This window comes from Bacteroides sp., assembly GCF_028690125.1.
In the GTDB taxonomy this organism is placed as follows: Bacteria; Bacteroidota; Bacteroidia; order Bacteroidales; family Bacteroidaceae; genus Bacteroides.
Genome location: NZ_JAQVBV010000005.1, coordinates 70,911 through 94,091 on the forward strand (window position 1 = coordinate 70,911; position 23,181 = coordinate 94,091).

Here is a 23,181-nt window from a genome sequence, read left to right on the forward strand (position 1 = left end):
ATCATAGTATCAAAACGATGTCATCATACCAATGAAATCACGATATCATTTTTTGTTCTTATGTTTGTAATATGAAATAACCTTATATCTAAAGGAACAACACAACAATTATCTATCATTCCTGCTAAATTAAGTATAAGCTTTTAGAATATCTTTCTTTTTTAATGTAAGCACTGGTAACAGGATGAAAACACCAACCATTGACATGATCAATCCCCCGATTGTTCCCGCCGCCAGCGGAAACCAGAATCCTTCTTTTTCAGTCCCTACCATAAAAGGTATAAACCCTAGAATAGTAGAAGTTACTGTCAGGAAAATAGGGATAATTTTAATATTCCAAGCTTTCACATACGCACGAAGTGAAGAAAGATGTGGGAAACGCCTGCGCAATGCATTATACTCATTCAAAATATAAATGCTTGCATTCACTGTAATACCACAAAGCAATACAAACGAAGCAAAACCTCCCTGGTCAAAATTTAACTTAAACCAATAAAAAGTAAGAAATACCCCTATATAAGAAACCGGAATCACAAAAATAATAGCTAATGGTTGTTTCAATGAATTAAACAAAATACTGGTAATCATAAAAATAATGGCAACCACAATTAGTAACAAGCGGTATTGCTTATTCACGCCACTCGATCCCCAAGACCAATTTTGCCTTTCTGACTTGGCGGAATACCCCATGGGAAGAATTTCTTTAAATTCCTCCAAATCCTTATCCAATATTCTATAGCCTTGCTCAGAAGCACCAATATATTCATATTGGAGACATAAACGGTATTGCTGATTCTCCTTGGCGACTTCCTGGGGCATCTGCCCTTTCTCAACCTTTGCTAATTCAGACAATTTATACTCCCGACGCCCTGCCTGAACAGGGAAATATTGCATCGCCCAGACATCTCGTTCTTCCGACTGACGGGAAGATAATTTAATTTTTTCTACTCCATCTTGTGTCAGTACCGAACCAATCTCCATATTACGACCGTAAAGAGGACGAATAGCTGCAAACAGAGTCTGAGCATTTACCCCTTCTTCCGCCATTCTCTTTTTATCTAAGTCAAAATAAAACTCTTTATAATCATCTTTCCAATTAGAGAACTCAGAACCAATTGTTACCTCCTTGATACGACGGTGAGATAATAATTTCTCTTTCAATTTTTCTGCCCAAGAGTAAAGTTCATCATAATTATAACCATACATTTTTACCCTGAAAGAACCGGCACTTTCACGGACATCATTACTAAATCCCTGGTCTTGAAGCCCATATACATCCCAGCTACCACCTCCCAATTGCAATGCTTTGCTGATGATATCTGCTTTCAACGTGTAAGGGAAACCGCTATACTGGTGTTCCTTCGTAAAATTAACACTGATAGAAGCCCGCCGGGCACTTTGTATGGAAGTATGAAACTGCTTAATTTCCTTAAAACCACTCAAATAGGCTTCCATACGCTTGATCAATGTATTCATCTGTTCCAACGTACTACCATTTGGTAAAGTTGCATTGGCATATAATACCACCTCATCGTTGCGGGTAAAGTAACTACCTTCATAAACTTTCTCAACAAACAACCTTAAACTTCCACCAAAGACCTTATCTACTATGGGTTTCACTTTCTCCTTATAAGTGGGTGTTCCTATAGTCCGATTATAAAAATCAGCCATCTTATCTTCACCTTTCATGTGCTCGGGAAGCAAGAATACAGGAAATCCAAACGCAAACAAAAGCAATAAACAAACTGCAACTCGCCAACGGCAAAGAATCCGTATCAGCCACATATAAAAATGAGAAAAATAAACAGGTATCCGTCTCATTATCCGCCTGATCCATCGAAACCAATTACGGTTCATTAGTCTCTGCCATCTGACACCGCTCTTTTTTCTTTTACCTTTTCTCTTCAGCCCAATCTTCTCTATCAAAGAAGGAACAAAGAATAAAGCGACCAATAAAGAGACTCCCAGATTAATAATAACTACCGCTGCAAAATCCTGCAAATTCAGACGTATTTTTTCATCAAGGAAAAATATAACTACCAAAGCCCCCATAGTAGTCAGCGTAGCAGCCAACACGGACAAGAAAGCTTTCAAGTTCCTGTGTCTTAGATAATGATCACTCATCACAATCGTATTGTCAATCACCAAGTTCAAAGAAATAGTGATACCTGCCAGGGAATAAAGCTGCATTTCCAATCCAAACAGATAATAGAAAATGATGGCGATTGCCATATTAATAGTCAAACTAACAACAATCAGAAACAAATATTTAGGTCGCCAAGTAATTAACAACACAAACAAGAGAAGAATAAGCACTGTCATTCCAGTACGCAAATAAATTTTGCTTAGTTCTTCCTTAATATATTCCGTTGCATTGTAACTCATGTGTATTTCATACCCTGCAGGAAGAAATTCATGAATTTCTTTCATAACCGCTTCTACCTGTTTACTCAACTCCAACTGATTGGCCGTTTCTTCAGCCACCAATGATAAATAAATAGAATTCAGTCCATTAATACGATAGTAACTTTGTGGTTTTTCTTCTTCACGTGTAACTTTTACTAGTTCATTCAGACTGATCATTTTACCATCTTTAATCGCTATTGAAATATCTGCAGGATCAAAGATTCTGTTATCTTTTTCCGGAACCAATGCCAATCGAATCCATTCTTTTTCTCCACCGAAATGTTCCACATCCGATGTCCCCATAAACTCCTTTCGATAATGCAAGCCGACTGCCTGCCTAATATCATCCACCGACACCCCCAAGCTCCGTAATTGCTCACTATCATACTCCAGTCTCCATTCCATGGGAGTGGCTCCGTTAAGATTCACTTTGTAAACACCGGCTATTTGCGACAATCTCGGTTTTATATGTTCATCTGCATACTGCTGGATGAGAATTGGTGTAGAGGGCGCATTAATAGTAAAAGAGATAAAAGGTCCCTGATTTCTCTCTCCGACACCACTCATCTGAATAGTAGGATAGTTTACCTCTTTAGGTAATTCAGGCCAAGTCTGGCGAATAATAGTAGACGCCTCAAAACGCGCCATTTCTACATTTGTATGTTTATCCAAGCTTACATTGACTCTTCCCCACCCGTTCCCCGAAGTAGAAGAAATACTTTTTATCCCTCTGACTCTGGCAAGCATTGCCTCCAGTTTGCTGGTAGCTTCCATCTCCACTACGCGGGAAGAAGCACCAGACATATTGAATGATACGGAAAACCCGGGTGAAGTCCTTGAAGGGTTCAGCTTCACCGGAAGCAGTGGAATGAGTGTAAGCCCAACCAATGCCACACAAATAAAAGCGACAATCAAAGTAAAAGCAGATACTTTTGAATGACTTTGTTTCTCCGGTAAATTCTTCATTCTTATTTTTTCATTCTTTATTTAACTATACTTCCTCCATTAAAATCGAATCGGTCGGAAAGTGAAATTCCTGTAGCAAAATCAAACAAAGTAAGTCGCCTGATCTTATAATAATTCAGCCAATACTCCTGCAATGCAGAAATATAATTACGTTGTGCCTGTTGCTGACGATTTTGCGAAAGGGTCAAACTATTGATATCAGCCTTTCCGATAATGAAACGCTGACGAGTTTGATCATATGCTAATATCGCCAAATTCAATGCCTCTTCTGCACTGGCAATCAGCTGTTCCTGAATATTAAAATCATTCACTGTCATGATAACCTCTTCTTCAATACTGATCTCATCCTGACGGGAAGATATTTTCACGATATTCAAATTGTTCCGGGCCATATTAAATTTCCCTTTTCTCACCCCCCAGTCAATCAAAGGAATAGAAACACTGACAGCCACCAGATCTTGCTGCATAGGCTTATGATACACATCACCAAAATTTTCCGCTACTTGATTGAAACCGATACTGGCATTGACACTAGCATTAAACCGTGATTCCTTTTTAGTCTTATCCACACTCCGTTCCGCTTCCAAAATATTCTGTTTCAGTTCGAGCAGTTGAGGATTATTGCTCCTTCCCCATTGCAAAGCCAAATCTACCGGAATCTGCAAATCATTAAGATGAGATGGAAGTTCCAATTTAATTTGTGTATTTTTATCCAAGTTCAAAAAAGAAGCCAATGAAAACATGGCACGTTTCAGGTCGATCGCTTTATTCTTCAATGAATTTTGCGCATTTACTCGGTCTAGCTTCAAAGTCAGCAAATCAGCTTGAGAAATAGCCGCAATTTTATGCCGTTGTTCACCAATACGATAAAGAGTATCACTGGAAGCCATATTCTCTTTCGCCAAGTCATATTCAGCTTGTGCCATAGCTAAAGAAAAGAAATAAGAGGTAGCTTTCTCTGATACTTTCTCTACATTATAAAGAAACTCTTTCTTTACACGTTCATATTTCAATGGTTCAATCTTACGTTCCCATTTAAAAGCATTATATCCAAGCAAGCTTTGTGAATATCCGACCCGGATAGGCACACTGGTAAATTGAATAGCCTTATTATCACCGAAGTTGCGCATATATGCTAAATTCGATTCCAAATAAAAAGTACCACCCGTTAAATCAAAATTCTGTTTCACAGACAGACCACCATAAGCATAGTATGACTGCTGGGTACGATATACGTCAAGATTAGACTCTGAATCGTAACGTTTCGTTATATCCCGGTTATATTGAGCAGGAGTCAGGTTCATTGTCAGACTCGGCAAGCGGTTTGCTTGGTAAGTACGATATGCCCAATAACCGGAAAGATACATATTTTGAGTACGGAAGGCTTCGAGAGAACTGTCATTTGCCAGTTCAATCGTATGATTCAGGTCTAGCATAACAGGTTGCTGAGCATCTACAGCAACAAATGGAGTACAAAGGAAGACCGCAGCTATCAGGTAATCAGATATTTTCTTCATATTCAATTTTATTTTTTCCGATAAATAAACCAATAAAGCAAAGGAATGATAAACAGGCTCACAGCAGTTCCGACAGTCATTGTTCCGATCATAGCAATAGAAAGAGGTTTCTGCAGCTCCGAACCCATATCAAAAGAGAAAAGCAAAGGAACCATAGCGAAAATAGTTGTCAGTGAAGTCATAATAATTGGCCGCAAACGTCTACGTCCTGCCTCATGAATAGCTTCAATCAGAGGTACCCCAGCTTTACGCAGTTCATTGATGGCATCTAGCTTCAAAATGGAGTCGTTGATTACAATACCACAGGTCACAATCAATCCGATAGCTGACATCAGATTCAGTGTATGACCGCACAACCAAAGTAATAACAGTGCGAAAGCGACATCGATAGGAATCTCTGCTAACACAAGCAATGGCTGCAGGAAACTCTCAAATTGAGATGCTAGAATAAAGTACATTAGTAGAAGCGAAATAAATAAGATCACTACCAATTCATCCAGCATTTTCTGATTAGAAAATATGCCACCGGAAAAACCTGTATCCCATCCGCCACTTTTATCTGCCATTTGTTTAACGTCTTTAATAAAAGTATTAACATCTTCCACCTTATAAAAGTCAAAAGGAACATACTCTCCATTGCGGCCCGAAGTTATCGTTTTTAAATCCTCCGACGGAGTCACGTTCACTAGTTCCCATAAAGGAATATAGTTAGGACGTCCTTTTGAGTCCGGTTGTGTTTGGACCAAAGTCTCATGCAAAACCTCATTAACCGTTTTCTCTTCTCCAGCAATAGTAATCGGCAGATATTGCTGATAAGAATGTAACATATTGACACTATTTTCTCTGAAAGCAGTTTTCAAAACCCGATAAAGTTCATTATATGACACTTTATAAAGCAATAATTTTTCTTTATTGATTGTTAAATTCAACTGGTTTTCGAAAGCAATACTGGTAGGCTCTACTCCTGTTTGTTGCGCCAGATTCTTTTCCATCTTGCGTAATGTTCCCGCTTCCGGTGCATGATTCTTGTTACGGGCATAAAACTCTGCTACAATATCCGGCTCACCAGTGACAAACAGCTTCTCAAACACAGTCTCGGGTGGTGAAAAAAAGACTACTGCCAAAGGATAATCAGATTTTATCTTTTGATACACTTCTTCTTGCAAAGCAAGAATATCTTCTACGCTTTTAGCTTTAAAATAGACTTCCGCTTCAGAAGAAGAAAGTTCCCTGTCTCGTTTCAGAATAAAATCCTGTTGCCCGATAGAAGCAGTATGCTCAGTAGCTTTTCCCTCCACTGCACGAAACAAGGCATCTACACGATCCTGATTTTCGTCTACATGAATATTTTCATTCCAGTCAATACGGACAATCAGTTCTGTTTGCTCGATCTCTGGCATCCGTTCTTTATCAATAAAGAAAAAGAAGAAAACACAAAGGGGTATGGAAACAACACAGAATAGAACACTAATAGTCTTGTGAGCGAATACCCAATTCACACCAGCATCGTAAAAACGGTCCATAGTGTGATCTTTAATCGGATTATTAAACTTAAAAGAAAGCCATCGCCATTTTCGGGTGGTGATGCTGGTACGATAAACCAACATATAGAGTACCGGAAGCAACATAATGCCGGTAAAATAAGAAACCATCAGACCAACAGTTACTGAAAAAGCCTGATCAAAAAAGATAGCTCCAGCTATACCGCTCATAAAGATCAACGGTGCAAATACTGCGATCGTGGTCAGAGAAGAACTAAGCATCGGAGTCATCACTTCACTAGTCCCAACAATACATGCACGACGCAATGAATATCCCCTTTCACGATATTGGGAAATATTCTCTGTCACAATAATCGAGCTGTCTATCATCATACCCAATGCGAGAATAAGTCCGGCAAGAGATATAATATTGAGAGACATACCACAGAGGTAAAAGAATACAAAACTGATGACAATAGATACCACCATACTAATTCCAATAACCAGTGGAGATTTCACATCTCCCAGAAAAAGGATAGCAACAATACAAATAAATAAAAATCCCAAAGAAAGATTCTGCTGAAGATTGGAAATAGTATAATCAAGCAATTCCGTCTGGTTACGGCTAATACTAAACTCTATATCCGGATACATTTTTTTAAAACTATTCATCGTTTTGACCAAAGCATCCTTCATCTGGTCCATATTCTCATCCGCTTGTTTGATAACAGCTAATGTCACCGCACGTTTTCCACCGGACAGAGAAACGCCCTTTTCTTTGACAGGAAGAATATTGATACGGCAGAAATCTTTCAATTGGATAATCCGATCCCCTTTCTTCAGATAAATATTCTCCACATCTTCCGAGGTACGAAGCAATGTGGAAAATTTAATATTATATTCATAATAACCATCACGCACCCTCATGCTACCCGGTTCCACATTATTTGAAGATAAAGCGGATTCAATATCTTCAATGGAAATATCCATGATAGCAAGCTTATCTCGGTCGGGAACAATCTGTACCTGTTGTTCAAGCAATCCGGTCACATCGACCATAGCAACTTCTGGCAATTGTTCAATTCGTCGTTTGATAACCGTCTCAGCAAATTCACACATTTGAAGAAAAGCCTGCTGGTCAGTTTTACTATAGGAATTGTCATTTTTCAGAGTCAAGTTCAGATAAAAAACAGGTATATCCGTTGCACTGGCTTTCACTACTTTTGGTCGTTCCGCTTCCTTAGGAAGATAATTCATTGCGGCATCGATCTTTTCATTCACTTCGATAAAAGCAAGATCAGTATTAGTCCCATATTCATAGGACAAACGAATAATGCCGGCACCATCTCGGGATTCACTATGAATATCCTTCAAAGCAGATACTTGAAGTAACTGTTGCCGTAATGGTTTAACCAATGTGTTTTCCAACTCACGAGCCGAAGTGTTCGAGGCTGAAACCTGCACGGTTATTTCCGGTATGGCGATATCCGGCAACAAGGATATGGGCAAAGTAGAATACGTCACACAGCCGATAATAAAGCAAGCTGTAAAAGCCATCAATACGGCAATGGGACGCTGTATCAGAAATTTTATCATGTTCTCAGTATTTGTCGTTCTCAGTCCGTCATCTTACCATATCACAGTCACCGGAGCTTCATGCGCCAGATTCAGATTTCCGGTTACAATAACTGTATCTCCTGCCAGCAATCCATCCGTCACTCCATTCTGCGACCGATCGGATACGATACATTCCGTTGCATTCTCCAATCCGGTGTTTACGTAATTCCATTTCGCTTGTCCTGACTCCAGAGTAAAAACGACTTGTCTGCCGGAACGTAATACAACCGCAGTTTTAGGGATTACCAATTGCTCGCCTAAAGAACGGTGAACACTTACACGAACATTCATGCCACTGAAAAGTTTACCTTGACCGTTTACACTTGCTTTCACCTTTACCATCCCATTGGTATCTACTAATGGATTAATTTCAGAAACACTACCTTCGAAAGCACTTCCTCCCGCATAGGGAGTAATCACTACCTTATCTCCTTTTTGAATCAAGGAGAGTTCACTTTCCAATACCGTAAATTCTACTTCCATTCCCTTAGTATCGATCAATGTACAAAATGCCTCCGAAGTATTCGCAAGATTAAAAGGTTTGGCAAACAAGTTAGCTATCATTCCATCAAACGGAGCCACTAATGTAGCATGTTCATTTTCTCTTTTAGCCAATGCATATTGAGATTTAGTTTGGTCATATCCACTCTTTACTTTAGCCAACTTCATTACATCTGCCGGAACCTTATCCAGTTCGTCCACATTATACCCTTGACCAATAAGAACATCTTTCAGCTCAAGTTCCGCTTTCATCAGTGAATTTTCAGCTTGTGACAGCTTATTTTCCAAACGAAATTTGTCCAGTTCCGCCAATTTCTGACCTTTCTGTACCCGATCACCATTCTTGACATAAATATGTGCAATGACTTCATTACTTTCAAAACGTAATTCCGCCTTATCTCGAGAACTTACCTTACCATTACTAACAAGTTCATGATTAAAAACTTGTCTTTGCAGTATTTGGATGGTCACTTCACTTTTAGCATCAGAGAGTATAGTAGAAATACCTTCTTCCTTTTTATCATTATTCTCAGACGATTCTTTTTTATCAGAACATGCTGCAATTATGCTTAACCCAAGACAAAGCACTACCCACTTACATTTGTGTTTTTCCATCATTATTTTATTTTATTATATCATATACACTAAATTTCGAAAATAAAGGTAAGAAATATGTGAGTAAAAACGCTCAAAACTTACTGACAATTTATGACCTATCTTGTTTTTTTTCTAAAATAGTCCATTTCATCGTAGATTCTACAATATTTTATTCACTTTATCATTCCATCAAAGATCATATACAAATAAAACATGATTATTTTAGTCATCATCAATAACCAAAGATATATGATTTTTTGTGATAAAAAAACGAAAGCCTATTTAATCTTCTTCATTATACTTTTTCAGAATATCTTATTCGTATGTCGATTTCCCAACAATAAAATCGTCCATCAACATTCCCCAATAGGTGGAATCCTTAAAGTTAGCAATCTTATTTCCGGAGATAAATAAACAATTCTTCATAAAATGATATTGATGTACCACACTATAACCTAATAATATTATACCATCTTTAAAGCGTAAATCCTATTTCTGCTCCCAACCGATCAACTGTCTATATAGAAAATAAGTCATTTCATTCATTGATACATACTGCCTCTTCTTTCGGAATAGCCTTTTCTTGGAACGGAATGGTATCATTAGTTCCATAAAAACCAATCCCAGCAATGTGACAATGTTTTTTTATAACCAATGTTTCTCAAATAACGATATTCCTTATGGCTCTGACTGTTTACGAAAGTACAGAGGCAGTATGGTTTATACTGAAAATAAATAAGGTATCTTTCTCTGCAATATCCAGACGGTTGTTTCCTTGAATCAGTGATGAAAGATAATTTTCCTTTTTTATATGTCACAAATCATCAAACAATACATATTTTGTTCAAGGTTGCTTTTGCTAGACTCTGAGTACCGATTCCATATTATTACAGATAGATGGAATCAATTTCAAATATATTCCATTTATTGTCCACTTTCTCCATCAGTTCAAATACTTATTTCACAAAATCGGCAAACTCTTCAGGTTGCCTCACAGGAAAATTTTTCAACCAGACGTAAAATGTTTTATAGCTTCCCAATTACTTTCCAGAAAAATATCCATAATAAGGCATATTCTCGAAAAAACAAGTTGTTTTATATTTAAAACTATCAAACGGACCTTTTAGTAATAACAAAGTACTTTTAATTTTTTTTGCTGATTATCATCTAATGATTGTAAAGAAGTCTCTAATAAAAATATTGGTTCTTCTTTCTTCATAGTCAATAACTTCGTACATTTGCCATCAAAGCATGATAATCAATACAATGAAAGCAGCCTGAAATTCATAGCGTTTTATCATATATATATTCTAGCCTTTACTTTGCATTTCCTGTAACTTTCAACTGAAAAGGAGAATCTTTCACATTGCAATAGATCGTTATGGTTTTATCAAAATGTTCCGCATATTCCGCTTTATAAGTCACATTCAATAATAAAGTATATCCTGGACGAACAGGTTCCCTGATATAATCTACCGTGATACAGCCACATGAAGTATTTATGTTATCAATTACCAAAAGATTGACACCTATATTAGTTAATACAAATTCGACCTTTTGCTCTTGCTCCCAAGCAAAATCACCAAAAGAAATAAATGACTTATCAAGAGTTATTTCTGTCAGTATGATTTGTCGTCTATCTTTACTAAACTTCATTTCCTCATTCAATATAGTTTTCAGATACAAATAATATCAGAAAGACTAGTATTTTCCTTGAATTCGAATAAAAGCTTTCCATGTTGTTAAAATATAACAATCATATTCCAGATTCAAAACGATTATTACTTTTTTAAAGAACATATTGCTAAAATTACATTAGAATCAAATTGTATATCAGCAGACAGAGACTTACTCAATTCAGTTAAACTGTCGTCAGTAAATATAGATGGATAAACCGGATATATCAACATAGTATCTGTAGAATACAACAGTTGTGTCGAAATAGGATATTTTACCGATGCCATAAAAGGATTATTAAATACATAACCTTTTTTCGATTTAATATTATAGAAACAATTATAAGAATGTACTATCCCTAATCCGCTTTCTATAAACGAGAAAAATATTCTATTTTTATTTATAAAACACCGACTAATATCTCCCAAATAAGTCTTACCGGAAAGCAATTTATCATATTCTTCTTTGTTATCCATCTCAATAATCTTATCATAAGGCATTGTCTTTTCACCAAAATCTACTTGAAGATAAGGAATAACATCTGTACCTGAGATTTCATAGACGACATTACTTGATGGATAATAAAAGAAAACCCTACCATGCTCATCACTCACAAAAGTTGGTGAAAATGTTACATTTACAAATTCTTTTTGAGGGAAAAATTGTTTCCTAACACTTTGCAAATTTGAAGTTAAAAGTGTCAAATTATAATATTCTTGGTTCTGATCACTAAAACAGCTATATACCCAAAGACCCTCTTTTGTTTTAAAAAAAGAATTGAATGATATTAATGATTTCTGAGTCTTATCTACCAAATTACCAGACAAATCATAAGTGTATATACAATTTCTAAATCTTTCATGGGCAAATATTAACATATTTTCTTTATCAAACTGAATATCATTTATAAACATATATTCATCCGGCCCTTCACCTTTCTTGCCAATCCTTCTGGTAAATTTCCCATCAATCCCAAATAAAAAAATTTCCATTGATTTTTGATCAAAGATAATTATATGTTCATTTGTTACAAACATTTTGGTAATTTCGCCAATAAGTATTTCTTTAGTCGTCTCCAATGCTACATATTTTACAGAGTCAAAGCATTTCTTAAAATCTAGTTCCTCATTGTTTTTTACATCTATATTAACAGCATTAACAGGAGAATCCATTCCTCTTTGAGGAGAAGAGCATGCACAGATAATCAATACAAATGTCACTAAAATAAAAATATATTTTTTCATTTTTATGATAATAATGAGTTGAATGTGGAGCACTTTATGATACCCACATTCAATTCTGTTAGTAAATTTAGCACTCTTCGTAAGAACAACCATCTGGATCTACAGCATTTTATTTTCACAGTTTCTATCGACGAAGGTGTGTTGTTTGAAACTTTTCCTTCAAATAACCAAACATTTAATTTAATATCAAATGTCCAACCAGAAGATGATGTCGAAACAATAGTTTTTTCTCCTTCTTGCCAGTTTTTTATCACTTCCACTCTCATTATTCGCGAATGTTTCAATGTTAGTTAATACCATATCTGACAAACAATTGACCCCTTGACTAATATAAACATTATATTTCATAATTATAGCTACCAGTGTTACAATATAGATAAAATAAACTTTTTCATTTTTATACTTTTTATTTAAAAAATAAACATTTAATCCACATCTATCATTTCTGCGAAAGCAAAACATATTTGCTGCAACTCGATATTATTCTTATCTTTATCTTCTTCCTTTTTATCCTTATTCTCAGACGATTTTTTTTATCAGAACATACTGCAATTATGCTTAACGCAAGACAAAGTATTACTCACTTACATTTGTGTTTTTCCATCATTATTTATTTTACTATATCATATACATTAAATTTCAAAAATAAAGGTAAGAAATATGTGAGTAAAAACACTCAAAACTTGCAGACAATTTATAACCAATCTTGTTTTTTTCTAAAATAGTCCATTTCGTCCTACATTCTACAACACTTTATTCACCTTATCATTTCATCAAGACCATATATTAATAAAACATGATTGTTTTATTAATTATTAACGACCAAAGATATGTATTTTTTTGTAATAAAAAAAACAAAAACCTATTTAATCTTCTTCATTATACTTTTTCAGAATATCTTATCCGTATGTCAATTTTTCAAACACAATTTTTGAACAAATTATTTTATCCTAAATTGTACAATATGACTTTCAGGATTATCAGTCAGCCCATATATCATTCCAACTTTTTCATCAACAACAAAGTCAAAAATCGGCGTATCCAATTGATAATATTTTTTAGGATTACCTTCCCAATCAAACACCAGAATCTTATTTCTAAGATAATGTCTTGCATCTTTTGGATCGAAAACTTTTCCCGAATAGAGCACATATATATATCCACCTATTGTATGTGGATATAAATATCCATTTCTTTCAAATCCTTTGTTAGATCTTATCCGGTCTCCTTCCTGATGTACTTCCGGGAAAAAATGATCCGGTCCATGAAGCCTTTTCAATAAGTTCATATCAGCATCATAAAATTCAATCAAATCAGTACGTTTATAGGTAACCACAACCTTAGTTCCCTCTTCATTTACCCCTAAATTATTCACAAATCCTTCTATCTTTTCCACATCTGTATTCAAGTTGGAAAGAGAAAGGTAATCTCCTTTAGTAAAAAGAGTATCTCCATCAGCATCAAACAAAAAAAATCTTTTATGAGCAAAAGTATGCATAGAAGCAAGAAATTTACCTCTTGATAAAGGAACTATATCATTGCAAAATTCTTTATAGGAAATTACACGTTCAATCTCAACTCTATTTTCACAAAGAAATTTGCTTTGATCACAAATATACAGCACCCTACGATTTCTATCCAAAAGCCAGATGTTGCCATCATGTGACGGAATCAAGGTCGGATCAATCATTTCATTAGGACCTATACCAAATGTGACACATTCTCCCACTTTTTTCTTTGACTGCATATTAAAGATGTGATAGATCTGCTCAACATTTCTATTTTTAGTTATCAAAAAAGAATCAATAAGATGTATTTTAACAGGCTTCAATAAAATATCATCAAAAGCAACACTATCTCCTTTCAATTCAATACATTCTTTAAAATCATCAAAAGAAAAAAGACTTACATCAGGATACTGTTTAGTTTCATAGTATGCTGACATAATGAACAAAGGTAGAATTAGGATTATAAATATTTTCAAACTATTTTTCATTTTTCTTTGTTAGTTTATAATAAATAATACAATAATTACCCAGTTGCTTATAAATATCTTTATATTTTTCAATACTAGTATCCAGCTCCTTTCCAACAATCATTTTCTTTATTAAATTCTCCTTTTTAGTGAACTGCACCCCAGAAGTTGGACATAAATCAATAAACTTATGTTCGAAGAAAAGAGAAGAAAAAACAAGAAACATGATTTTACAGAGCGTATAGTTGCTGTTCGAAAGGTTCTAAATGATCACGTTTCTGTACGGGCTGCTGCTAAAGAAATTGGAGCAGATCACATGCAAGTCAAATACTGGGTTTCTATGTGCGAACGCCATGGTGAAGATAGCCTTTTACCTGGTCGTTTAAACTATAGTGGTGAATTTAAGGTCACTGTAATAGAGGATATGTATACAAATAAATTAACTTTGTATGATACTGCCTTAAAATACTGTATTCCAAGTCCGAGTACAGTTCTTTCATGGAAGAGATTATATGATACTTCTGGCAGTGCCGGACTATACAGTAATCATAAAATGTGGAGTGAAACTATGCGAACAATTAAAAGCAAGCAGAAAAATGAAAAATCAGAAGAGGCGTCGTCTGTGCAAAATAAGAGTCTTCAGAAGGAGGTCGAATACCTTAGAGCGGAGAATGCCTACTTAAAAAAATTACAAGCCTTAGTTCAGCAGCGGATCGACCAAGAGAAAGGGAACGAGCTGCCGCCATCCAAGAACTAAGGCAAGAACATACACTCTCAGTATTATTGAAGGTGTCAGGGATGGCTAGAAGCACATTTTATTATCATCAAAGCAAGAGTAATATTACTGATAAATATATTGAATATAAACGAATTATACATGCTATTTATCACGAGAATAAGGGTCGATATGGATATAGACGTATTGCTTTAGAGATTCGAAGACGGGGGTATGTCATAAATTCTAAGACCGTTCTTAAACTCATGCACAGTTGTGGATTAAAATGTATGGTTCGTATCAAAAAGTATAGATCTTACAAAGGGGAATATGGAAAAATAGCTCCAAATCTGTTATTGCGAGATTTTATTGCAGACAAACCTAATCAGAAATGGGTAACGGACATTACTCAGTTTGAAATGTTTGGTGTAAAATGCTTTCTATCTCCAATCATGGATTTATACAACAGGGAAATAATAAGCTACACAGTGTCATATAGACCTACATTTAATATGGTTACAGATATCTTGAAGAAAGCATTTAGGAAAGTACCAGATAATACAAACCTTATTCTTCATTCTGATCAAGGTTGGCATTATCAGCATCAAACGTATCAAAGATTACTTAGAGAAAAAGGTGTCGTACAGAGTATGTCTCGTAAAGGTAATTGTCTTGATAATGCTGTAATTGAAAATTTCTTTGGATTATTAAAATCAGAATTGCTATATTTACGCAAGTTCACCTCAATAGAGGAATTTATACGAGAACTGAATAAATATATCAAGTATTACAATACAAAAAGAATCAAACTGAACCTCGATGGATTCAGTCCAGTTCAATATCGAAAACAAAACTTGATAGCTGTATCAAAATAATCCGTCCAACTTCTGGGGTGCAGTTCATAGTCTCTTTACTTCCTTCATCATAGATAAGAATTGCAGGTATATTCTGCCCCAATATTTCACCACTCATTTTGAAGTTAACAAATTTAGCAACATTCTTCTCTCCTATTAAATAAGGGGCACTAAATACACAACCACTAAGAAAATATGAATAAATAACAGTTTTCTGATAGTTTGACCAATCAACTAATAAATCAACGCGAGTTCTATCTCCCTGTCTTATGTCACCACCTTTTATAGCGGTCATTTTCTCTTTACCATCAACTAACTGGACTATATACAAAGTAAATTCCAGATTTGAAGACACAAAAGGAGAATAAAACTTACAATTAATGTCATTCAATCCCTTTGGCATCGGAACAGCAATAGCTCCTTTAGGAACAGTCAAAGTTTTAATCCCATCACCATAATTCTTTAAATAAGGTTTCCCTTTTTTATAATAAGTCGTGTCACTAGCTGAAACAGTTACAACATTATTTTTACGTATATACTCTTCTATATTTCTATTTAATTCTTGGGCCTGACCAAAAAACGGAAATAATCCCACCAACAAATAAAAAGTGCAAAATATTCTCATAAGTACTTTTATAAATTAAAGCTAACAATAGATTATCAGATACCTCTTCACAGAACTCTATTAATCCATTGCCAGCATTAATTCTTTAGTTAATATCCTCTCATATCGTAACAATAACGCCACCCTCCATCATGATACCCAAAACAATCAGCTGAAGGGTCATAACAACAATGTGCCGTATAACAATCAAGGGGAGTTATCCCCTCATTATCAGCCAGTGCTTCCATATTCGACAATGCTAAATTTGATAATATAGTTTCTACCTTTTGAAAAGTATAAGTCATATAAACTGTCATCATTATGAGTACTATTATTAAAGCAATTTCTCATATAAGGTTTTTTCTTATTGAATATTATTTAATATAAGATTATATGTCTCTGTAAACTAAAAAGCACTTAATCATGATTCACCCATATTCATTTATTATTCTTTCCCATGCCATTTTGTATTTATATTTAAAGTTATACATCTACTATTAAGCTTTAAGTTCTGGTATCATTCCAAACTTCGTGAATTTCTATGTAATATCCAAGAAGTAACTGTATAAAAAATACGCAAACAATATTTATATATGGTTTGCGTATATGATATCTACATTAAAAACTAAGATTATTGATAAAATCGACCTTTCTTGAGCCATTTACGCAGAACAGTATATTCAGAATAGCATCCACTATTTTTATTATAATACTCATTCTTATTTTATTTTCTGTAATTCAATTAATTCCTGATAAGCTATCACACCTAAAACAGATTTAACGCTCTCCTGATGGATAGCAATTGGGAAGCAGCCTAACATTTAAAGAAAAAAACTCAATTACTATCTCCTCCATTACTATTTAGTGAAACCACCAGTTTCTTAACCTCTTCCCGCATCTCTTTCACCGCTGTAGACTGAACTTTTGGTTCCTTTGTCAGCACTATTTCCGCTATACTTTTCAATTTCTCCAATTGCCTGTATCCCGGCTCTGCATAAAGTTTCGCCAACAAATAATAAGGATAGATCCGATTAGGTAACCGATGCGTAGAACGTATCAACCATCCTTCCGCCTTTCCATATTCCCCTGCTGCCTGATAATTCTTTCCAATTATATTTAGAACCATTGGATCATTACAGTGTACTATTGCTTCTTTAAGCACTTTTGTTGAGCTCTCGTAATCCTTTAATTTATGTAAACAATGTCCATATTCAAAAAGAAAAGTTCCATTACGATTTAACTCCGAATATAATGTCTCATAGCCTTCTTTTGCAGCTTGATAAGCACCTATTTTATAAAGCATCTGATAGCTAGACCATTTTTTGGAAGCATCATACCAATTATGATTCCAATAAAAAGTCCCCCATAGAGTAATCATTACAGTAAATAATAGCACATAGAAACGAGAACGCCCCACAACACAGGCGGCTAACAAGAAGTAAAATGCCACTGCAAAACCAGGTATTTGCATAGGATAAGAAAAAAATGCAAATATTAAAATCGAAATCACACCACCACAAGTACTGAAACGTTTTTCAGTAGCGCCTTTCCAAAGGCTAAAACTTATTACAAATAACACTACCAATAAAAAAGGAATACCTTGTTCCACAGCAACCTGCAAATATTCATTGAAAGCATATTCCGGACTCCCTGCTACCAATTCTTCGGTTTCAGAGTAATTTGCATTGGCAAAATATTTTTCTTGGGCCATTCCATATGCATAGGAAAATCCATTCAAACCATATCCCATTAATGGTTTTTCTGCAATAGCAATACTAGTAACCTTCCACATCAATAGCCGTCCACTAGCCGAATCAGCTTTTAAAAAGAAAAGAGCATAACCGGAGGCTGACACTACTACTCCCCCAATGACAGCAACCAGAAATACCCTTTTCTTATATTTTTTTACCACCTTTCTCAAACGAGCTCCCCATGAATAATGTACTCCATATACCCACAATCCGGAAACGACTGTTGCCAACCATGCAGAACGACTCATACCCGCAGGCAAAACACAAATAATCAATAAGAGTACACCTAAACTTATATAATATTTCCCTTGTTCAATCCATTTCCGGTTAGCCTTATCTTTCAACAATAGCCATTCTCCCAAACAAATAGGAAATACCATTGCCAAATAACCTGAATAAGGTCCCGGATTATAAAATGATCCCGTCAATGCAAATAATGAATGGTGTGACACAAACTGCCCATATATTTGCCCTAAGCCCCAGATAGCTTCAACACCACCAAGCAAAATTAAACTCCAAATAACCGAGTTATAGAATCTATCTTCCTTTCTGTCATTTATACTAAGAGAAAAAAGAGAACATACTGCAAACACTACAGTCATCCGACTGAGCCACATCTTCTGATATGACATTTCTGCTATATCAAAATGATCCGGAGAAACTAATACTACTCCCAATAGTGACATTACCCCTATAAACACTACCAGACTAACAACAAATCTCAAACTAATCCGACTAGTAGTGTTTATACAATACATTCTCTCTTTCATAATCTAAGTTAAGGTTTATGGTTGTATTTCTATAAAATCATGCAAGCTTACTATTTATTTAGCGTCTCCGCTAAGTTTTACCAAAAATGGTGCATTTTCTGCATTACAATGCACCGTTATTGTTTTATTAAAGTGTTCTGAGTGTTCCGCCTGATAATATACTTTAATCGATATAGATTTACCAGGTGAAACAGGCTGCTTATCATACTCCACAATCATACATCCACAAGAAGTTATCATTTCATTTATCACTAAAGGATTTTCTCCCGTATTTGTGATTTGAATTTCCCTTTGTTGTTTAGAGTTCCAAGGAAACTCTCCAAAATCCAAATGAGTTTCAGATAAAGTAGCTGTCGTCAGTTGCTGATTATTCGGTGCATTAGAATATCCCTCCTTACCAGAAATGATACTCATATAAAGTTCCTTCACTTTTAGGTTATTTATTGGATTACCAATAGCAATCACTTTATTCTCTTCATCCAACAAAAAAGTCTGAAACATCGCCTCCGAAGGAAAATGATTCAATTCATTGATAGAATCCTGTTCATCTATACAAACCGGATATTTAAACTTATCAAACAACAGAACTCGACGAATCTCATTTTTACTTTTCGGATTAAAGTAAAATAAAAACTGTACAACATCAGGATATAAAGAATCAACATCAACTATAAACTTCTGCCATTCGTTCAGTTTCAATTTGCAACTAATACATCCGATTGAATCAACATAAGAAAACACCTTATATTTACCTCCTATCGGACAAGTAACCGTATCATTTCCTTGTATTGAGAATATTGGATTACTAGGAAACAATATTTCCCGATGCTCCCATTCTTTCAATATGGATGCTATATTTTCCTTTTTACTATCACTACAAGAGAATAAAAAGAACAATAATAACAGAATACTATACTTCATCATATATTTTGAATCATCACTATTAAGTACTTTTCAGTCCATTGCTATAAAAAACTTATTCTCTTTTTTGCCTCTAATTATATATGAGAATCGCATTTTCCATATTGTCATCAGCAATAGAACTTACTATAATATCATAAATACAAAAATCTAATTCACTTCTTTTTCAAGATTCAAACTTTCATTATTTTTGTATTATTTCTGCGACAAATGTATGAGATTGAAACTGAATAGCAAAAAAATATGGCTGACCATTTCGGACCAATAGTGTTTTTATCTTTAGATCCCCTTTTTATCGGTATTTCTTTAATTATACCTGAAGTTATTTATATCTAAATCCTACTAGAAGTTTTGATAAATCATTCCCCCTCTCTCTTATGCTTTACTCCCAGATATGTTTTTTATAGTGGTAACTCACTTTATAACAGAATTAACAATGATAAGAATCATGCTAAAATAATATCAAAACCATTCATTATTATTAGTCTAGCTTAGCAATACTCATTCAAGACTGATATTAACTTCATCCTATCAATTGGTTTTACCAAATACTGATTACATCCTGCTTTAATCGCAGCAATTCGGTCCGACTCAAAAGCATGAGCAGTGAGAGCAATAATAGGGATGTCGAGATTAAACTTACGTATCTCCGCAGTAGCCTTCAAGCCATCCAGAACAGGCATTTTCATATCCATCAACAGCAAATCAATCTGTTGACTACGGACTATTTCCACAGCCTCCTCCCCATTTACTGCATGAAGCAAATGATAGTGATCCCTCAATATCTTTGATACTAACTGATAATTACTTTGCATATCCTCAGCTATAAGAATGGTTTTCCGCGCGGATTTCTCAACACCAATGATACGCTTTTCTTCCACAGTTCCGCCCTTTTCATCATCCTTTACCATGGTTGAAAATATATCTACTTTGCAAGGCAAAAACACCCAAAAGAGTGAACCTTCACCATATACAGACTCAAAACCGACATTACCTCCCATCGCTTCTGCAATGGCCTTACAAATCGAAAGTCCAAGTCCTGTTCCCTGGGCAAATTCATCGAGTTTCTCAAAACGCTGAAACACCTTAGTTTTTTTATCATCAGCTATACCTATACCGGTATCTTTCATAAAAATAGATACCTCTGTCCTTACATTCATACCCCATCTCAATGACACCTTTTGGTGTATACTTAATGGCATTCGTGACATAATTAGTAAGAATCTGGGCTACTCGATTACGATCTAGAATAACCTTACAGCAAGGATAAGGATTAATAGCAGCCAATGTTACATTCTGATTCTTTATACGCTGTCTCATGGAAGCTACCATATTATTGAAGTGATCAGAAAGATCGAATGATTCATATTTCAATTCTACCGAGCCAGCTTCAAGTTTAGATAAGTCAAGAATATCATTGATCAGTTTCAAAAGCAACTCATTATTGCTATTGATTATCTGGATATAATCATTTTTCTCTTCCTCGTTAGCATAAGCCATTAATTCAGAGAAACCGACAATAGCATTCAATGGGGTACGTATTTCATGACTCATATTTGCCAGGAATGCCGACTTCAGCTTATCAGATTGTTCTGCCTGATGTTTAGCTTCTTGCAACTCTCTTATCATCGCTTCCCGTTCGGTTACATCATCTATACGGATAACAACTCCATCTACAGAGCCATCTTCATGAAGCACAGGAGTAGCAAATATTTCAACGGTATGTGCACTATCTAATCTAAATTTAATCTGTTCTGTCTGGAGTGAAGCAAACGCTCTCTTCATGACACAATTCTCACATGGAGATGTACGATTGTGTGCACTTTTATAACATAATTCGCCTTTTTTATACGCTTCATAAGAAAGACTTTTTGAACACAATGAAATATTCTCCCACTGCACTATATAGTCCTTCGTAATATATGCCAAACCTGAATTGGTATTATTAAGAACCAGTTCATTCTGCCGCACCAAGGCATCCTGTACTTTCTTATTCTTCAATAAAGTTAATTCTATTTGCTTATGTGAATCAATGCTCTGCGACATACCATACACAAATTTATAAGGAGCATCATTCAGCAGACTAGTTTCAACCACACCACGTGTTTCCCACCATTCATAAACGCCATCTCCCTTAAAATCAATACGGTATTCTATATCCCACAAACCGTCCCCTTTATCTACTGCTTTATTCAAGGTATCAACAAACTGCTGCTTATCTTCAGGATGCACTAAAGTTAAAAACTTCTCAACAGTATTAACATCTGATATTTTTTTCCCCTTTATATCAAATCCTTCACCGTAACTTACCCTATTCCTAGCCGGCTCGAAAAACCATGTATAAGCATTCATAGTTTCCAAAGTGATAGAAAGCAATTGGGCACGACGTTTGAGATCATTTTCCATACTCTGATCCCAACGAGTATTTAATAAAAGACGTTTTCCATCATCTTCAATAATACTTTTGCGTACAATAGTATCATAACTACGTCCATCCTTCAGAACAATACGCTCCATTCCGAAATAAGGCTTTCCAGTATTAAAAACTTCGATATCTGTTTTCTGAATGCGCTCTACTTCCTCTTCACCCAGTATATCATAGGCAGTCTTATCCTCACTAGTACCAAACATCCGCTTACTTTCTTCATTGCAAAAAACATATCGAAAATTATCTTCTATATCTTTTATATGAACGGAAAGCGGAAGACTATTTAATATATTATAGAAAAGCTGCTGCTTCTTCTGTACATCTGTATTATTTTTCCGTGTACCAACATATTTCATTACCTTTTTATTAGCATCAAACTCATAGGGTGCACCACTTATCGTACAAAATTGCCAATTAGGATTATCAGGTAACATAACCCGGGCATCAAAAGAAAAAGTAAAGTTCTCCCCTCTGCCCATCCTTACCATAACACTAGCAATCCCATCACGATCATCAGGATGCAGGGTTTCCAAATATAATGCTATACTGACAGGTTTCGACTCGTCATAACCATTTAATGGTTCATTATCACTATAAAAATGCTGAGCAATTACATCAAACTCCCAAAACATAATATCTGCCGCTTTCATGGCAAGCTCTGTTTTTTTACGGCTTTGTCGAAGTATTTCTTCGTTCTTTACAACTTCTGTAATATCTTCAAAAATGAAAACGTAATTAACAAACTTTCCGGTATTATCAAAAAGAGGATTACCATTACATTTTAAATAACAGGTACGGGTACGGGTTGAAAAAAAACGTTTATCCTCTCTTTGTTTATCAAAGTCATATAAAAAACTCATTTGCACCGGAGTACTTTGACGAACAGCTTCCTTTACAACATCAGGAACAATGGAATTATCATTTATATTAAGTTTTTTTTCTATAAGCATTTTTCGATCGGCCCCAAAAATCCGACCAAAACGTTCATTGCATCTTACCAAAGTACCATCTGAAGTAAAAAAACCTACACCCACTGAAAGTGAGTCAAATATAGAAAGTAACTGTTTGTGCTCCATTTCTTTATCCGTGAGAATAAAATAACTAAAAAGATTATATATATCAAAGATGCGAATATATATATATTTTTGCTATTACAA

13 protein-coding genes and 1 pseudogene are annotated in these 23,181 nt (G+C 35.1%); 2 read left to right on the forward strand and 12 right to left on the reverse strand.

What is annotated here, in order from left to right; translation table 11 throughout:
* Positions 1–129 precede the first annotated feature (129 nt).
* From PHO71_RS04790 to PHO71_RS04820, 7 genes are all read right to left on the reverse strand, one after another.
* Positions 130–3,372 carry an efflux RND transporter permease subunit gene (locus PHO71_RS04790; RefSeq protein ID WP_300199722.1) on the reverse strand — a complete coding sequence of 1,081 codons (3,243 nt, stop codon included), beginning with the start codon at positions 3,370–3,372 and terminating at the stop codon, positions 130–132.
* Positions 3,373–3,389: 17 nt separating this feature from the next.
* Positions 3,390–4,889, reverse strand: coding sequence for a TolC family protein (locus PHO71_RS04795; RefSeq protein ID WP_300199725.1), 1,500 nt, complete (start codon positions 4,887–4,889; stop codon positions 3,390–3,392).
* Between the two features lie 8 nt (positions 4,890–4,897).
* Positions 4,898–7,966 (reverse strand): efflux RND transporter permease subunit, encoded by a 3,069-nt coding sequence (locus PHO71_RS04800; RefSeq protein WP_300199728.1) that lies wholly within the window; start codon positions 7,964–7,966, stop codon positions 4,898–4,900.
* Positions 7,967–7,999: 33 nt separating this feature from the next.
* A complete protein-coding gene (locus PHO71_RS04805) occupies positions 8,000–9,103 on the reverse strand; it encodes an efflux RND transporter periplasmic adaptor subunit (RefSeq protein WP_300200020.1) in 1,104 nt (367 codons plus the stop codon).
* Positions 9,104–10,402: 1,299 nt separating this feature from the next.
* On the reverse strand, positions 10,403–10,741 hold the full coding sequence (locus PHO71_RS04810; RefSeq protein ID WP_300199731.1) for a DUF1573 domain-containing protein: 339 nt from the start codon (positions 10,739–10,741) through the stop codon (positions 10,403–10,405).
* Between the two features lie 125 nt (positions 10,742–10,866).
* On the reverse strand, positions 10,867–12,006 hold the full coding sequence (locus PHO71_RS04815; RefSeq protein ID WP_300199733.1) for a 6-bladed beta-propeller: 1,140 nt from the start codon (positions 12,004–12,006) through the stop codon (positions 10,867–10,869).
* Between the two features lie 940 nt (positions 12,007–12,946).
* Entirely contained in the window at positions 12,947–14,002 is a 1,056-nt protein-coding gene (locus tag PHO71_RS04820; RefSeq protein ID WP_300199736.1) for a BF3164 family lipoprotein, read from the reverse strand.
* Between the two features lie 169 nt (positions 14,003–14,171).
* Between PHO71_RS04820 and PHO71_RS04825 the strand changes: the two genes are divergently transcribed.
* Positions 14,172–14,738 carry a transposase gene (locus PHO71_RS04825; RefSeq protein WP_300199739.1) on the forward strand — a complete coding sequence of 189 codons (567 nt, stop codon included), beginning with the start codon at positions 14,172–14,174 and terminating at the stop codon, positions 14,736–14,738.
* Positions 14,669–15,571: an IS3 family transposase gene (locus tag PHO71_RS04830; RefSeq protein WP_300200023.1), complete on the forward strand. Its 903-nt coding sequence runs from the start codon at positions 14,669–14,671 to the stop codon at positions 15,569–15,571. Before PHO71_RS04825 ends, PHO71_RS04830 begins: the two co-directional genes overlap by 70 nt.
* On the opposite strand, the gene PHO71_RS04835 is transcribed toward PHO71_RS04830, so the two are convergent.
* The 5 genes and pseudogenes from PHO71_RS04835 to PHO71_RS04855 all read right to left on the reverse strand — a co-directional run bounded on the left by PHO71_RS04835 (position 15,522) and on the right by PHO71_RS04855 (position 23,100).
* Entirely contained in the window at positions 15,522–16,175 is a 654-nt protein-coding gene (locus tag PHO71_RS04835; RefSeq protein WP_300199742.1) for a hypothetical protein, read from the reverse strand. The genes PHO71_RS04830 and PHO71_RS04835 overlap by 50 nt on opposite strands.
* A gap of 89 nt (positions 16,176–16,264) precedes the next feature.
* The gene (locus PHO71_RS04840; RefSeq protein ID WP_367279881.1) at positions 16,265–16,498 is read right to left on the reverse strand and encodes an NVEALA domain-containing protein; all 234 of its coding nucleotides are present in this window, start codon (positions 16,496–16,498) and stop codon (positions 16,265–16,267) included.
* A 491-nt stretch (positions 16,499–16,989) separates the two neighbouring features.
* Positions 16,990–18,675 (reverse strand): O-antigen ligase family protein, encoded by a 1,686-nt coding sequence (locus PHO71_RS04845; protein WP_300199745.1) that lies wholly within the window; start codon positions 18,673–18,675, stop codon positions 16,990–16,992.
* 54 nt (positions 18,676–18,729) lie between these two features.
* Positions 18,730–19,599 carry a DUF1573 domain-containing protein gene (locus PHO71_RS04850; protein ID WP_300199748.1) on the reverse strand — a complete coding sequence of 290 codons (870 nt, stop codon included), beginning with the start codon at positions 19,597–19,599 and terminating at the stop codon, positions 18,730–18,732.
* A gap of 488 nt (positions 19,600–20,087) precedes the next feature.
* A pseudogene (locus tag PHO71_RS04855) lies at positions 20,088–23,100 on the reverse strand (response regulator).
* Positions 23,101–23,181 lie beyond the last annotated feature (81 nt).